Genomic DNA, 15,045 nt, shown 5'->3' on the forward strand with positions numbered 1-15,045 from the left:
TGGGGGCATGTCACTTCTCCTGCGAAGCGTGCTGCGAACCGCGTTGCGGACCGTTCGGCGGCCCGTGTCCGGTCAGCAGGTGCCCAGGGGCACGCGCCAGGTCAAGGCCGTCCCGCCACCGGGCGGGGCGGCCAGGTGCAGGGAGCCGCCCAGCCGTTCGGCGCGTTCGGCCAGGTTGCGCAGGCCGCTGCGGCGGCCGTCGGGCGGCAGGCCCACGCCGTCGTCGGTCACCGTCACCACCACCTCGTCCTCCGTCGCCCCGAGGACGACATCGACGCGGGAAGCCTGGGCGTGCCGGGCGGCGTTGCTCAGCGCCTCGCCGAGCACCGCCACCACCTGGTCGGCCACCTCCCGGGGGACCTGGGTGTCCAACAGGCCCTCCATCCGCAGGCTGGGGGCGAAGCCCAGCGGCCCGGTGGCCGCCCCGACCGCCTGCACCGCACGCGCGCGCAGCCCCTGCCCGGCCCCGGTCTCCGGGGTACGCAGCCCGAAGATCGTCGAGCGGATGATCTTGATGGTGTCGTCCAGGTCGTTCACGGCCCGCGCCACCCGCTCGGCGGCGGCCTCGTTCTCGATCAGACGTCCGGCGCTCTGCAGCGTCATCCCCGTGGCGAACAGCCGCTGGATGGCCAGGTCGTGCAGATCCCGGGCGATCCGGTCGCGGTCCTCCAGCAGCGCGAACTGCTCCGCGTCGCGCTGCCGGTCGGCCATCTCCATGGCCACCGCCGCCTGCCCGGCGAACCCCCGCAACGGCTCGATCTCCTGCTCGGTGAACTCCGGCTGCGCCGCAGCCCGGCCCAGGAACAGCACCCCCCGCACCCCGGCGGCGGTGCCGATGGGCACCGCCACCGCCGGCCCCAGCCCCGCGAACCGGGGCGGACCCGGCGACATCCGCGGATCGCTGCACACATCGGCGGCGGTGACCGGTTCCCCGGTGCCGAACGCCTCCCCGGACAAGCTGCCCTGAATGGGCATCACCAGGCCGCGGTGCTGGTGGGCCTGGTGGCCGATCGCCAGCTCCACCGCCAGATTGTCCGTGCCCTCCACCGGCAGCGCGATCACGGCCAGTTCGGCCGCGGTGATCTCCCGCGCCCGCTCGGCGATCATGCCGAGCACCCCGGCCCGCGGGCTGCCCGACAGCAGGCCGTGCGTGACCTCCGCACTGGTCCGCAGCCAGCGCTCGCGGCGCATGGACTCCTCGTACAGGCGGGCGTTGTCGATCGCCACCCCGGCCGCGACGGCCAACGTGGAGAGCACCGCCTCGTCCTCCTCGTCGAAGAGCGCGCCGCCCCGCTTCTCCGTGAGGTAGAGATTGCCGAACACCTGCCCGCGCACCCGGATCGGCGCGCCCAGGAAGGTGTTCATCGGCGGGTGGTTGGGCGGAAAGCCGTACGAGGAGGCGTGCGCGCAGATCTTCTCCAGGCGCAGCGGCTCCGGGTGCCGGATCAGCTCGCCGAGGATGCCGAGCCCCGACGGGTAGGGGCCGATGGCGGCGATCTCCTCCTCGGTCAGACCCACGGTGAGGAACTGTACGAGCCGTTTCCCGTCCCGGCCGATCACGCCCAGCGCCGCGTACTCGGCGTCCACCAGCAACGCCGCCGCCTCGACGATGCGCTGCAGCACCTGGTTCAGATCCAGCTCGCGCCCGACCGAGAGCACCGCCTCCAGCAGGCTGTGCACCCGGTCCCGGGTGCCGCGTGCCGCGTCGATACGGACCTGCAGCTCGTCCAGGAGCTCATCCAGCCTGAGCTGCGGCAGCCGCAGCCGGCTGCTTTCCTCGACGCCGCCCACCATCCACACTCCTTCGAACCCCACCGATGGAAACGGCCATTGCCCCCGCAGTGCCACAAGGGGCCATGTCCCGGCGACCGACAGGGCCTAGGTTGCCACAGCCCCTTCACCACCGTGCCAGGGGGCCCGGTCGGCGACGGGGCACGGCGGGCTGCCCGAGGGGTGCCGCGCTGTGACGGGGGCCCGGCCGCCGAGGACTTCGTCGACGACGTCCTCGGCGCAGGCGTCGGGGCTTGGTCCGTCCCCGTCGGCGGTGGGCACCGTGTGCACCAGGGCGGCAGCCGGACGCCCGCGAAGCGCAACTGGGCCAGCCGGCTGTGGTAGGCCGCGCCGCGCAGCAGCACTGACGCCACGTCAGCCACGTGCCGGTTCTCCGGGGCGCTCCACGGGGTGTCCCGTACCCACTCGTTGAAGGCTCCCATCGCGGGGCCGCACCAGATCTGGAAGTCGCCCTGCCGGTCCCCGTCGCCGTGCGTCGCCCAGCGGGAGGACAGGCCCAGGTACCAGCGGAAGACCGACGCCATACGGAGCCGGGGGTCGTGTTCGGCCCGCTCGGCCCGTTCCGGCTGGTGCTGCTTGAGGTACGCGGCGACCAGGGGCCACATCGTCTCCAGCGGCCGGCGGAAGATCTCCCGTTCCAGGCGGGCGCGGTCCGGGGCGGGGACCGCTTCGAGGGAGGGGTGGTCGCGGTAGAGCCGGTGGAGCCATGCCGCCCGGCCCGGGAAGAGCGTTCCGCGCTTGAGGACCTGGACGTCCACCCCCATTTCGAACATGTCGGCGGACGGCGCCATGGCGCAGTCGGCGACACCGGCGGCGGCCAGCAGCGCCCTGGCCGCCGGGGACGTACCGGACTCCACGCACCCCTGGTTGACCGAACCGGTCACGACGTACTCGGCGCCCAGGGCGAATGCGGCGAAGGCGGCCTGCGGGGTGCCGATGCCGCCTGCCGCGCCCACACCGACCGCTTCGCCCGGGTGCCCGGCGCGGGCCTCCCGGTCGCGCAGCGCGAGGACGAGGGGGAGTTGTGTCACCAGGGGGCGGCGGTCGGTGTGGCCCGCCGAGTCCGCTTCGACGGTGATGTCGTCCGCCAGCGGCACCCGGGCGGCCAGCCGCGCCTGCTCCGCCGTCAGCGCGCCCCGCTCCGCCAGCGCGGCGATCAGTTCGGCCGGTGCGGGGCGCAGGAAGAACGCGGCCGTGGCGGCCCGGGAGACCTTGGCGATCACCCGGTGCTCCGCCCGTACGGTCCCGTCGCGGCCGGCCCGCAGCCCCGTGGCGCGGAAACGTACCAGGTCAAGGGTGGGGGCGAGAAACGCGGAGGCTTCGATACGGGTCACGCCGTGCCGGAGGTAGATATCGACGGTCTCCGCCTCGGCCCGGGGCGCGGCCGGATTGTGGATGAGGTTGCAGGCCCACGGCAGGTCCGGAAGGCGCCGGCGCAGTGCGCGGACGGCTCGCTCGATGCGTACGGGTTCCAGCCCGGCGGCGCCGAAGGAGGCGAGGTACCCGCAGCGGGCCAGGGCCACGACCAGCTCCTCCGAGGAGATGCCGCCCGCCATGGACCCCGCCATGTACGGCGCTCGCACCGCGTGCCGCCGCAGGAAGGCGGCGGAGCCCAGCAGACGGGGGTCGGCCGGTGCCGCCGCGGCGAGTACGCCGGTGCCCGGGGCGGGGCGCGGACGCTCGTTGGCGGCCCCGATGCGTCCCTGGGTGCGGACGATGTAACAGGGCAGGTCCAGCGCGGCCAGCGCCGCGCGGATGCCGGCCCGGTCGACGTGCACGACCGTCATGCGCGCACCGCCTCCTCCCGCCGGCCACCGGTGTGCAGGGCGATGCCGTCCACCGCGTAGATGCGCAGCCCGTCGCGCCAGACGCTGCCGTCGGCGACGGCAGCCAGGCGGTCGCCGTCGCGGCGCAGCTCCCGCAGGTGCAGTTCCGCCTCGACCTCCCGGTGGTGGGGCAGGATCTGGCCCCGGTAGGTCCAGCGCAGTTCCGCCCCGGGCGCCGGGACCAGGCCGCGCGCCTGATCCTGGGACACCGACCCGGTGTGCACCAGATGGAAGGCCAGGGCCTGGAAGAGCATCTCCACCCCGCAGGATCCGGGCATGACGGGGTCGTCGCGGAAGTGCTGTCCGAAGTACCAGTCGTCCGCGTCCACGGCCTTGGTCAGCAGGAGGTACCCCAGCCCGTGCCGCCCGCCGCCGTCCGCGAGGACGGTGCACACGGCGCCGGACAGCAGGGCGAGGCGGCCGTGCGTCAGGTGCCCTGCCGCGTCCGCGTCCAGTTGGCGGGCCGACGGCACGGGCGTCTGCCGGGCGTGCAGCCAGGGCAGGACGTTCCGGCCGCCGTCCAGCCCCTGCTGCCGGTCCAGGAAGGGCCGGGTGAGGAAGCCGTGCACGGTCTCCCCGCGCTGGAAGACCTCGCCGGCCACCTCGCGTTCGAAGGCGTAGCGCTGGAGCACCGCTCCGGGCACGGGCGTGTGCGACAGCAAAGTGGTGCGCTGGCGGACCGTACGCCCGCACAGGTGGACCGGACGCAGCAGTCGGCTGCGGCCGTCGAGATTGCGGACGGTGAAGTCCTCACCGGGGTGTTCCCGGCTCGCGCCCAGCGCCGCCCCGACGAACGCCGCTGCCTGCAGGGCGCTTTCCAGGTGCGCGAACCAAGGGAAGACGCCGGCGTTCTCCCGTACGTACCAAGGCGCCCGGGGAACGTCGTACTCGGTGACGTGGGCCGTGCCGACCGGGTAGGTGCCCAGGGCGGGCGGCGCGGTGACCATGCGGTCGAGCATCAGCATGTCACCGCGCGGCAGGCGCGGACGGACCCGCGCGGCACACGTCCGCGCGGCGGGCCCGAAGGCGACGGCCAGGTCGCCGTCGGCGGCATGAGCCATGTGCAGTTCATGGGCGGCCACCGGCTCACCGAGAGCGGACCGGCGGTCGGCACCGGCGCCTTGGAGCGGCGCGACGGGGGAGCCCGGAGCTTCGCGGAGCGCCACCCCCGCACCGTCCACCCGGGCCACGGCGCCGTGCGGGCCGGTCACCCGCACATCCGCCACGAGGTGCGGACGGGGGAGGAGCCCGATCCCGGTGACCTCGGCGTCCAGGGTGAGCGGCCCGGCGGGCCGGGCGGACCCGGTGATGCGTACGTCGACCGGCGCGCCGACCAGTGGATGGGCGTACGGGCCGGGCAGGCACAGGTGCATACCTTCGTGCAGGGCGTGTACGTACAGGAGTTGCCAGACCGCGCAGACCAGCTCCGCCCATGTCCGGCCGGCAGCGCCGCCGGAGGGGAGGGTGGCCGTGAGGTGGCCCAGGCCGTGCCGGCCGGTGCCGGTGCCCGACAGGACGGTTTCGACGCTTTCGCCGAGCAGGTGCAGCCCGGTCAGATCGCACCCGCCCGTGGGGACGGCTGCCGCTCCATGGGCGGGGCCGAAGACGTCGGCGGTCCGGCCGGTCGCGAGAGATGCCAGGTCGGCGCGGGTGAGACGGTGGCGCGCGGCGTCGGCCAGGGGCCGCCACTGCGGGGAGGCCGGGGCCGGTGGCGGGCTTTCCCGCTCCCGTACGGTCCTTTGGCGGGCCTCGGCGACGAGGGCTCCGCCGTGCCGCACCGCCCAGTTGGGCGGGCCCGGTCCGGGCCGGGAGGTGACCCGCAGGGCGTCGGTGGTCCGTGGTGGCTCCTGATGCCAGACCAGAGTGATGTGCAGGGGGCCGGGCGCTGCCGGGCCGCTCAGCGGGACGGCTCGCTCGCCGGCGTCGATGACCGCGGTGGCGGTGCCGGTGGGCAGTGGGCCAGGGGCGGGTTCGTGGGTGTCCCCGTCCGGCGCGGGCCGCCGTGTGCTCGCCAGCAGCCAGGTCTGCAGGGTCTGGTGGGCGCGCAGGGTGGTCCGGTGGGCCGTACGCAGGAGTTCGGCCGGGTCGGCGGGAGGCGGGGCGTCGGTGGTGCGGGGGCGTCGGTGGTGTGGGAGACGCCGGTGGTGTGGGAGACGCCGGCCACCGGCGCTTGCGCGGTGCCGGGCTCCTCCTCGGGCCACCACGGCAGGACTCCGGTCGGGCCGTCGAATCCGAGATCGTCCATGGTCACTGTGGTCACTGTCCGTTCGTTGTGGTCTCGAAGGCTTCCGGCCGGGGCGCGGGCGGGACGGCGGTGCCCCGGCCCGTCAACGGGCGTCGGCCGGGGACCCGGCCGGCCAGGCGGCCCGGCTGCCGAGTTCGGGGGCGGCCACGATGCCCTTGATGCCGGACCACCGTTGCAGGACGGTGCCGTCGGGGCGGCAGGCCGTCACCGCGCAGGTCAGCTCCAGGGGGTTGTGGTCACGGAGTTCCGCGGTGATGACGAAAGGCTCGTCGTCGGGGAGCGGCGCCGGCAGCGCGATGTGTTCCACCGCGACCGGCAGACAGCGGTACCCGCATACCCGCCGGCCCAACAGGAAGGCAGTCTGCAGGAGTTGGTCGGCCAGAGCCGCGCTGTGGCGCGCCCCCGCGTAGGCGCCGTGGGCGAACGCCGGGTCGGGCAGTCGGGCCGCCACCGTCAGCCGGCGGTCGTCTTCGTACAGCACCGGGCCGAGTCCCTGGAGCAGGGGGCCGTGGAAGAGGAAGCCGTCGTCGTACGCGGCATGGCGCCGGTACGGAGACGGCGGGAGGGCCGGCAGGGAGAGCGGCCCGGGGGGCTCGCCGGGTTCCGTACCGGTGGCGAACAGGCCCTCGTAGCGCAGGAGTTGACCCGACGCATCGTCATCGAGCACGGTTGCCGCGACCCGGCCGTCGGAGTGCGGACGCAGCACCACCCGGGCGCGGGCCGGCTCGGTGCCGTCCAGCACGATCCCCTTGCGGACGCTGAAATCGTGGATCTCCGTCACCGGCCGGCCGGCGCCGGTCCGTTCGACGGCGTGCAGACACCAGCCGAGGGCCGCGGTCATCGGCAGCACGGGCTTTCCGTCGATACGGTGGTCGCGCAGGACCGGTTCGGCGGCGAGCCCGCTCAGGTCCCGCAGCAGCACGGCTCCCTCGGCGGGCAGCGGGGCGGGCGGAAAGACCGAGGAGAGGGGGCCGAGTACGGTGACCAGGTCCGCACTGCGTTCCGGGGCGAACTGCCCGGTGAAGTGGGCGCACCCCTCCTCGCGGGTCAGCAGCGGCACCCCGAGCCGCTGGAAGAGTTCCTGGGCGTGCCCGGAGGCCATGCCGCCGCGCCACGGACCCCAGGCGAGGGCTGCGACCCTGGTGGTGGGGTGGGCCGCCTTCCAGGCGCAGGCGAACCGGTTCAGGGCTTCGTTGGCCGCCGCGTAGTCCGTCTGGCGTCCGTTGCCGTAGATGCCGGACACCGAGGTGAACAGCACCAGGTGGCGCAGCCGGTCCGCCGGGAGGGAACTGAGGACCAGGTGCAGACCGGTGAGTTTGGTACCGATCACCCGCTCGACGTCCTGCGGGGTCTTGTCCGCGAGCGGCTGGTCGGCCAGGACTCCGGCACCGTGGATGACACCGGTCACCCGGTCCCGGTACGGGGCCAGCGCCGCACGGACCGCATCGGCGTCGCCGACGTCGGCGGCGACGTACTCGGCCCCGGCCCCCAGCCGGCGCAGTTCGGTCAGCGTTCCGTGCATCTCCCGCTGCCGCTCCAGATGCCGGGCGCGTGCCTCGACGGCATCGCGGACGTCCGGATCCCCGGGGTCCTGGCCGACGGCGCGGGCCTGCCCGGCGCACGCCTCGCGCAGCGCCGCAACGCCGTCCAGGCCGGCGGCCCAGGCGGGGAGTTCCTCCATCGGTGTGCGCCCCAGCAGCAGGAAGCGGCACGGGTACCGGGCGGCGAGCGCGGTCAGGCACCAGGCGGTGATGCCGCGCGCCCCGCCGGTGACGAGCAGCAGGTCCTGCGGTCCCGGCGGGTCGGTGGCACCTCCGGCCGGCAGCAGGCCGGCGGGCTCCGGTGACAGGGCGGGCGCGCGGCGCGAGGTGCCGTCCCAGGCGGTCTCGGTCTCGGGTGCCGCGTCCGCCGCTTCCTTGAGCACCTGCTCGGCCGCCGCCGCGCAGTCGGTGCCGGGGGCGATGTCCACGGCCCGGCAGAACAGGCCGCCTTCCTCCACGCGGACCGCCTTGACCAGGCCGCCGAGCCCTCCGTACAGCGCCGCTCCGAGGTGGCCGCCGGACCCGGCCAGACCCGCGGCGCCGTCGAGGTGGGTGACGGCGAGCAGGCCCGCGCGATGTCCGGCGGCAGCGGCGGTCCTCAGCGCGGGGACGGTGTGTTTGGCGACGAGTACGGCGTGAGCCAGACGGGCGACGGCGGTCCCCGGGTCCGTATCGGGTCCGTGCCCGGCGACCAGCAGGCACAGATCGAGCCGGTGGCCCGGCGACAGAGCCCGGCCGATCTGCTCCTTCAGGGTCTCCTCGCGCCAGTCGGCCAACTCTGCGGCGGGGGCGCGGACGGCCACACCCGGCAGGGCGATGCGCCGGGCGTCCCAGCCCTGCTCCCGCAGCGCGCCGGCGAGCGCGTCCGCCGAGGCACTGCCGTCGTCCACCAGGAGCGCGACGGGCTGCGGCGCGTAGGCGTCGGCGAGGACGTCGACCGCGGGCAGCGGACGCAGCCCCAGACAGGCGCGGCCGGTGGCCACCATGGGGAGCCCGGCGTGCTGCTCGGCCGACGTGCCGGTCGCCGCGGTGGTCGTGGTCGCAGCGGTGGTCGCGGCGCTCACGGTGGTCGTGGTCGCGGCGGTGGTCGCGGCGCTCACGGTGGTCGCGGCGGGGCCCGTGGTCAGCATCCGGGCGAGTTCCCGGACGCTGCGCGCCTGGGCGAAGCGGTAGATCTCCTCGCGGGGCAGGAACGGGTAACGGCGCCACGCCTCGGAGGCGATCTCGACCTGCTTGAGCGAGTCGATGCCCAGGTCGGTCTGGATGTCCAGGGCCGGGTCGACCATGTCGACGGTGTAGCCGGTCTTCTCCGCGACGAGTTCCCGCAGGATGCGTTCGACTTCCGTGGCGTCCTCGGGCGGGCCGTCGGAGGGCAGGGGGGCCGGGCCGGGCGGGTCCGGCTGCACCACGGGGGAGGCGGGCGCGGGCACCGGCCCCGGCGGGTGGCCGGTGCCTGCCGGTGCGACGTCCTGGGCGGGTGTCGTGTCTCCGGCGGGTGTCGTTTCTTCGGTGGGCGTCGTCTCTTCGGTGGGGGCCGGGCCCTCGGCGATGACAGTGGCGCCGTCGATCGCCGGCGTTCGGGTTTCTCCGTACGCCGCAGTAGCGGACGCGCGCGCACCGGTGCCCGCCGGCCCGGCGCGGAAGTCCCGTACGGGCGCTCCGTCACGGCCCGCCTCCAGACCCGTGCGCGCCAGCTCCAGCAGGATCTCCTGGCCGCGGATGTGCGCCCGGCCCAGCGCGGCGCTGTGCTCCCGTACGGCCTCGACGCAGGCGAGCAGGGTCGTGTCCGGCGGCTCGCCGTCGCGGTGGCCCACTGCCTCCGCCAGGGCCCGGGCGGTCTCCAACTGCCCGGACAGGAACTGACTGTGCAGGTCGAGCTGGGCTGTCGCGGCGCGTACGAGTACCGCCTGGCCGTCGGCCGCGGGGCGGCGGGGGCGGGGGCGGCCGTGCCGGTGCGCGGGGCGGGCCGGGCGGTGTGGCGCTGTCCGTACGGGCCGGGGGCGCCTTTGGCACCTCAGCCGCTTCGGGCGCCCTGGGGACCGGGGCCTTGAGCTGTGCCTCGTACCGGGCCCGCCGCGCCCGGACCGCGAACGAGGGGCCCTCCAACAGCCGTGCCACCGGGGACGGTTCGGGGCGCTCGGCCGGCGGCGGGGCGTCGTGGCGGTTGATGTCCCGGAGGCCGAAGCCGAGGACGGCCAGCCGCAGCGCCGCGTTCTTCAGGGCCGCCGCGCTGTCGGTGCCCGGCCCGGCATCGGTCGGTACGGCCTCCACGGCCTCTGCGACGTCCACGGCCTCTGCGACGTCCACGCCCTCTGCGGTGTCCACGGCCTCCGCGGTGTCCACGGCCTCCGCGCCTTCCACGGCCTGCCCGCCGAGGGTACGCAGCACCAGACGGCTCAGGATCTGGCGGGGTCCGCACTCCACGAAGACCCGGCAGCCGTCGGCGTACAGTTCCCGGACCCGGCCGGCGAAGTCCACCGGGCGCACGATCTGCTGGGCCAGGACGCGCCGGTTGGCCTCCGGGTCCGTGCCGTACCGCGCTCCCGGGGTGTTGGCCAGGACCGGGACGGCCGGTGGCCGCAGACCGGCCTGGGCCAGGGCCTGGGCAAAGGGCTCCACGGCGTGCGCGACCAGCGGCGTGTGGAAGGCGGCGGCCACCGGCAGCCGGTGCACGACGGGCCCGCCGCGCCGCGCGGACTCCTCGGCCAGGGCCGCGACGGCCCGTACCGGACCGCCGACCACCAACTCGTCCGGGGCGTTGATGGTGCACAGCGTCAGCTCCGGGTGGTCCGCGGCCCGCTCGCGCCACTCCCGGACGGACAGGCGTACCGCCGCCATGGCCCCGGCCTCGCCGTCCCCGTCCGACGGCGGCGCCATGGCCAGGCCGCGTCGCCGGGTGAGCAGCAGACAGTCCGCGTCGGACAGGCTCCCAGCCGCCCACAGGGCGGTGACCTCGCCGGAACTGTGGCCCAGCGCCGCGTCCGGCACGAACCCGAGGGCGCCGAGATAGGCGTACTGGCCCATGGCCAGCGCGCCGACCGCTGCCTGTGCGTACGTGGTACGCCGCAGCCGCTCCGCCTGCGCCGCCGGGTCACGCCGCCCCGGTTCCGGGTGGACGACCTGGGCGAGGGTCTCCTCCTCACCCGCCCACAGGGCGTTGGCGTCATCGAAGGCGCGGCGGACCGGGGGCATGCCGAGGAGGGCGGTCAGTCCCATGTCCACGTACTGGCTGCCCTGTCCGGCGAACAGGACGGCGGCCTTCGTCCCGGCGGGCACTCCCCTACGCCGGTAGTGCGCCCGCCCCTCCAGGCTCCAGCGGTCCGCCTCCGGGCGGGCGGCCAGCCGTGCCGCCGCCGCGCTCATCAGCGTGTCGCGGTCCGCCGGGTCCGTGGCGAGGACTCCCAGGCGGGCGTGGTCCGGCGGGACCGGGCCGTCGACGGGCGGCGCGCCCTCCCGCAGCAGGGCCAGCAGCGCGGCCGGATCGGGGGCGTGCCACAGCAGTGCCTGTGCGGTGTGGTGCGGCACGCGGGCGTGCCGGTCGGACGGCGGGTGTTCCTCCAGGACGGCGTGGAAGTTCACTCCGCCGAAGCCGAAGGCCGACACACCGCACCGGCGCACCGGCTGCCGCGGGTCGCGGACCCAGGGCCGTGCGCGGGTGTTGACGTACAGGCCGCTGTCGCGGGCCGCGTCCGTCACGGTGTCGACGTTGATGGTGGGCGGCAGGACTTTGTGGTGCAGCGCCAGTACGGCCTTGATCAGACCGGCCGCCCCGGCGGCTGCCTTGGTGTGCCCGATCTGGGACTTCACACTGCCGACGGCGGTCGGCGGCCGGCCGTCGGCCGGGCCGAGCACACCGCGCAGCGCTTCCAGTTCGACCGTGTCACCGGTGGGCGTGCCCGTCCCGTGGGCCTCGATCAGCCCCACCGACCCGGGCGGTACCCCGGCGTCCGCGTACGCGCGGCGCAGCGCGGTCATCTGCCCGGCGGCGCTCGGCGCGTAGATGCTGCCGGTCCGCCCGTCGCTGGAACTCCCCAGGCCACGCAGGACGGCGTAGATGCGGTCGCCGTCCCGCTCGGCGTCGGCCAGCCGCTTGAGGGCCAGCATGCCGATGCCTTCGCCGAGCAGGGTGCCGTCGGCATCGCGGTCGAAGGGTCTGACGTTTTCGCCGGGGGACAGGGCGGGGGTCTTGCTGAAGCACAGGAACGTGGAGATCGAGTTGTCCGCGTCACAGCCGCCGGTGATCATGAGGTCCGCGCGGTGCGCGGCCAGTTCGTCCACCGCCATCCGCACGGCCGCCAGCGAACTGGCGCACGCCGCGTCGACCACGCAGTTCGTGGCGCCCAGACCGAACCGGTTGGCGATGCGTCCCGCCACGACGTTCGCCAGGACCCCGGGGAAGCTGTCCTGCGTCCAGCCGGGACTCCACGCGGCGAACCTGCGGGCGATCTCCTCCGCGTCGGGCTCCGGAATTCCGCAGCCGAGCGCCGCTTCCTTGACGCGGGGAGAGCAGAGGCGGGCGGCGAGCGGGAAGAGGGTGGTGTTCTGGCCGCAGACACCGAGGATCACGCCCGTACGGTCCGGGTCGTACCAGGCCGACTCCGCGCACCGGGCGTCCTTGAGCACCTCTCCGGCGACCTGCAGACTCAGCAACTGCACCAGGCCGATGGAGTCGAGCGTCGACGGCGGCATGGCGAATTCCGCCGGGTCGAAAACGACGGGGGACAGGAATCCGCCCCGCCGGGCATAGGTCTTGTCCTCGGCCGCCGGATCGGGGTCGTAATGGTCGGCGACACTCCAGGAGGATTCGGGAACGCCGGTGACGCAGTCACGGCCCGCCACGACATTGCGCCAGAACTCCCGGGCATCGGGGGCCTGCGGGAACATTCCGGCCACGCCGATGACGGCGACCGGGCTTCCGGACAGTCGGAAACGGGTTGAATCCACCACGTGGGACCTCGAATTCCATGACATGGCGTGGCTGCTTCGGGCGGGCTTCCCGCCCGGTGAAGAGAGCGGGCCGAAAGGTGCGGTTCCCGTCCGTGCGGCGCATCGCCCGGCGAGGGTGCGTGCCGGGCGTCGCGAGGCCGCGGAGATCCATCAGAAGCGCCCTAGGACGCCGGCGACTTCGGGGGCCGCTGGGCGACTTCTTCCAGGGCCTTGCGCAATCGGTCCAGTTCGGCGCGGAGCTTGTCGAGTTCGTCGGTGTCGCGGGTGTCGCGGTCGCCTCTCGCGGGCCGCGCGGTACCGGGGGCGGGGCCCGGCCGGTCGGTGCCGCTGGCCGTGGCCGTCCGGCCGAAGCCCTCGTACTTCTCGAATGCGGTGATGATGTCGTCCAGGAACTCCTTGGTCTCCGCGACCAGTGTGTGCAGTGAGTGACCCAATCGGTGCATCGGCATGGCGCGACACGGTCCTTTCCCGGTCTGCGAGTGGATGAGGCGGTCTCGACTGTCGGAGCTGTCGGAATGGTGGGGAGGCGATGTCCCCGGCGGTCCGCGGGAACGCCGCCGCCCGGACGGGCAGACGTACGTCCTCGCGCCTGCTGCACGCGGCCGGGCCATGGCCCGAATGCGCAAAGTCGCCCGTCATTGCTCTACCCAGGAATCGGCCCGTGCTATCCGACCGCATTCACGTCGAACCGCTCACCGCCGTATCCGCGCGAAAAATCCGTGAGAAATGGCCGGCGCGCGGCACGGTCTTCACGCCCGGTACGTGCTTCCGGTACGTGATTCGGTTCCGCCGCGCGCGGGAAGTGCGCCGCGTGCGCCTTTTCGCTTTCCGGTACCGACCGCCGTGCACATTCGCGTCCGCGGGACTCGAACGAGTGGTTTCACGCACCGTGCGCAGACCGGGGAACGAGATCCCGGCCGCCCGGACCCCTCCACCGGCCACGCACGTTTCAACACCCGTCGTCCGAGCCAGCTAACAAGGGGCGCATCGCTACGTATCCTTCCGGCCTTCCCATACGGACACAGTCATCCGCGGCGTACGGACATGCCGCTCGTCCATGCCCGCGCGTGACCGGTCGGCCGGTCGCTGCTCACTGGAGGTGCCGGTGCTCGCCGAGCGTGGCCGACTGCTGCTGACCGTCGCCGCGGGGCTCCTGGCCGAGGAGGTACGCGGCACCGGCCGGCGGAACGGGCCCGGCCTTGCGGAGGACGGCCGGCGGGCACGGCAGCGCGCGGTACGGATCCGCGGTGCCCTGGAGCGGCTCGGCCCGTTGTACATCAAGGTCGGCCAGATCCTCTCCACCCGTCAGGACATGGTCCCGCACGCTCTCGCACGGGAGTTGGAGCACCTGCACGACCGGGCGGAGGTCTGCCCCTTCGACCGGATGGCGGCCGTACTGGAAGCGGACCTGGGACGCGGCTGGCACGGCCGCTTCCGGGACTTCGACGCCGCCCGGCCGCTGGGCTGCGCCTCCCTGGCCCAGGCGTACGCGGCCACCCTCGCCGACGGCCGGCCCGTCGTGGTCAAGGTCCAGCGCCCCGGCATCACCACGCTGATGGCCGCCGACATGCGGCTGCTGCGCGGCGCGACCCGGCTGCTCGCCCGGCGTACGCCGGTCCTCAGCGAGACCATCGGCTTCGACGCGATGCTGGGCGTGATCTTCGACGCCATGCACGACGAGCTGGACTTCACCCTGGAGGCCGCGAACATGGACCAGGCACGTACCGCCGTCGCCGCCACCCCCGGGATCGAGGTGCCGGCCGTGGTGCACGCCACGCCGCGCGTCCTGATCCAGCGCCGCGCCCCGGGCACCAGCATCCGCCAGGCCGACCCGGCGGCCTTCAAGGACGAGGAACGCGAGCGCATCGGTACCGACCTCCTGACGGTCATGTACCAGGGCTACTTCATCGACCGCCGCTTCCACGCCGACCCGCACCCGGGCAACATCTTCGTGTGCCCGGGCGGCCCGGCCACGCTGATCGACTGGGGCATGGTCGGCCGTATCGACCGGCACCTGAGCATGACGCTGATGATGACGCTGCTCGCCCTGGCCAACAACGACGCGCACGCGGTCGCCCACACCTGGCCCGAAATGGGCAGACCCACCGCCTGGGCGGACATCGGCGGGTTCGAACAGGACATGGCCGCCGTGGTGCCGAAACTCGCCTCCGTCCCGCTGGAACGGCTGGAGTTCGGCGCCTCGCTGGCCGCCCTGCTGCGGCACTCCAGCCGGCGCGGCATCCAGACCAACCCCATGATCGGCATCCTGGGCAAGTCCTTCGCCAACATGGAGGGCGCCGTACGCTATCTCGCCCCGCACCTGTCCGTGACCGACATCCTGGTGCGCCAGAGCCGGCGGGTGCTGGCGGAGTACGCCCGGCAGTCGCTCGCCGAACCGCAACTCGCCTACACCGCTCTCCAGATGCTCTGCGGTCTGGAAACCCTGCTGCCGCAGGCCCGCGCCGTGGGCCGGGGCCTGGCCGGCGGCGAGCTGACCGTCCAGCAGGCGCCCGTCACCCGCCCCTTCTCCCTGGTCGACCACCGCGCGAACGCCCGGCTCCGGCGCACCGAACGCCATCTGCTGGGCGCGGCGGCCCTCCTGTGGCTGCTGCGCCGCCGCCGACGCTGACCGGGCCGAAGCGATGGCCCGACCACTGACTACCGACTACCGGCCACCGACCACCGACCAACGACC

General features: G+C 74.2%; 7 protein-coding genes. 1 reads left to right on the top strand and 6 read right to left on the bottom strand.

Annotation, left to right across the window (positions count from 1 at the left end):
* Positions 1 to 72 precede the first annotated feature (72 nt).
* From KGS77_RS32965 to KGS77_RS32990, 6 genes are all read right to left on the bottom strand, one after another.
* On the bottom strand, positions 73 to 1,743 hold the full coding sequence (locus KGS77_RS32965) for a GAF domain-containing protein (protein WP_242587824.1): 1,671 nt from the start codon (positions 1,741 to 1,743) through the stop codon (positions 73 to 75).
* Positions 1,629 to 3,578, bottom strand: coding sequence for a PfaD family polyunsaturated fatty acid/polyketide biosynthesis protein (locus tag KGS77_RS32970; RefSeq protein WP_242586976.1), 1,950 nt, complete (start codon positions 3,576 to 3,578; stop codon positions 1,629 to 1,631). The genes KGS77_RS32965 and KGS77_RS32970 overlap by 115 nt, the downstream gene beginning before the upstream one ends.
* Entirely contained in the window at positions 3,575 to 5,821 is a 2,247-nt protein-coding gene (locus KGS77_RS32975) for a 3-hydroxyacyl-ACP dehydratase (RefSeq protein WP_242586977.1), read from the bottom strand. The genes KGS77_RS32970 and KGS77_RS32975 overlap by 4 nt, the downstream gene beginning before the upstream one ends.
* A 123-nt stretch (positions 5,822 to 5,944) precedes the next feature.
* A complete protein-coding gene (locus KGS77_RS32980) occupies positions 5,945 to 8,833 on the bottom strand; it encodes an SDR family NAD(P)-dependent oxidoreductase (protein WP_242587825.1) in 2,889 nt (962 codons plus the stop codon).
* Between the two features lie 232 nt (positions 8,834 to 9,065).
* On the bottom strand, positions 9,066 to 12,347 hold the full coding sequence (locus tag KGS77_RS32985) for a type I polyketide synthase (RefSeq protein ID WP_242586978.1): 3,282 nt from the start codon (positions 12,345 to 12,347) through the stop codon (positions 9,066 to 9,068).
* Positions 12,348 to 12,511: 164 nt separating this feature from the next.
* A complete protein-coding gene (locus KGS77_RS32990; protein ID WP_242586979.1) occupies positions 12,512 to 12,799 on the bottom strand; it encodes a hypothetical protein in 288 nt (95 codons plus the stop codon).
* Between the two features lie 608 nt (positions 12,800 to 13,407).
* Here KGS77_RS32990 and KGS77_RS32995 point away from each other — a divergent pair.
* Positions 13,408 to 14,979 (top strand): AarF/UbiB family protein, encoded by a 1,572-nt coding sequence (locus KGS77_RS32995; RefSeq protein WP_242586980.1) that lies wholly within the window; start codon positions 13,408 to 13,410, stop codon positions 14,977 to 14,979.
* Positions 14,980 to 15,045 lie beyond the last annotated feature (66 nt).

Source organism: Streptomyces sp. MST-110588, assembly GCF_022695595.1.
Classification (GTDB): Bacteria; Actinomycetota; Actinomycetes; order Streptomycetales; family Streptomycetaceae; genus Streptomyces.

What these genes read in the sequence shown, in the direction of transcription:
- KGS77_RS32990 (WP_242586979.1), bottom strand. Translation starts at nt 12,799, where the DNA reads ATGCCGATGCACCGATTGGGTCACTCACTGCACACACTGGTCGCGGAG.
- KGS77_RS32970 (WP_242586976.1), bottom strand. Translation starts at nt 3,578, where the DNA reads ATGACGGTCGTGCACGTCGACCGGGCCGGCATCCGCGCGGCGCTGGCC.
- KGS77_RS32995 (WP_242586980.1), top strand. Translation starts at nt 13,408, where the DNA reads ATGCCCGCGCGTGACCGGTCGGCCGGTCGCTGCTCACTGGAGGTGCCG.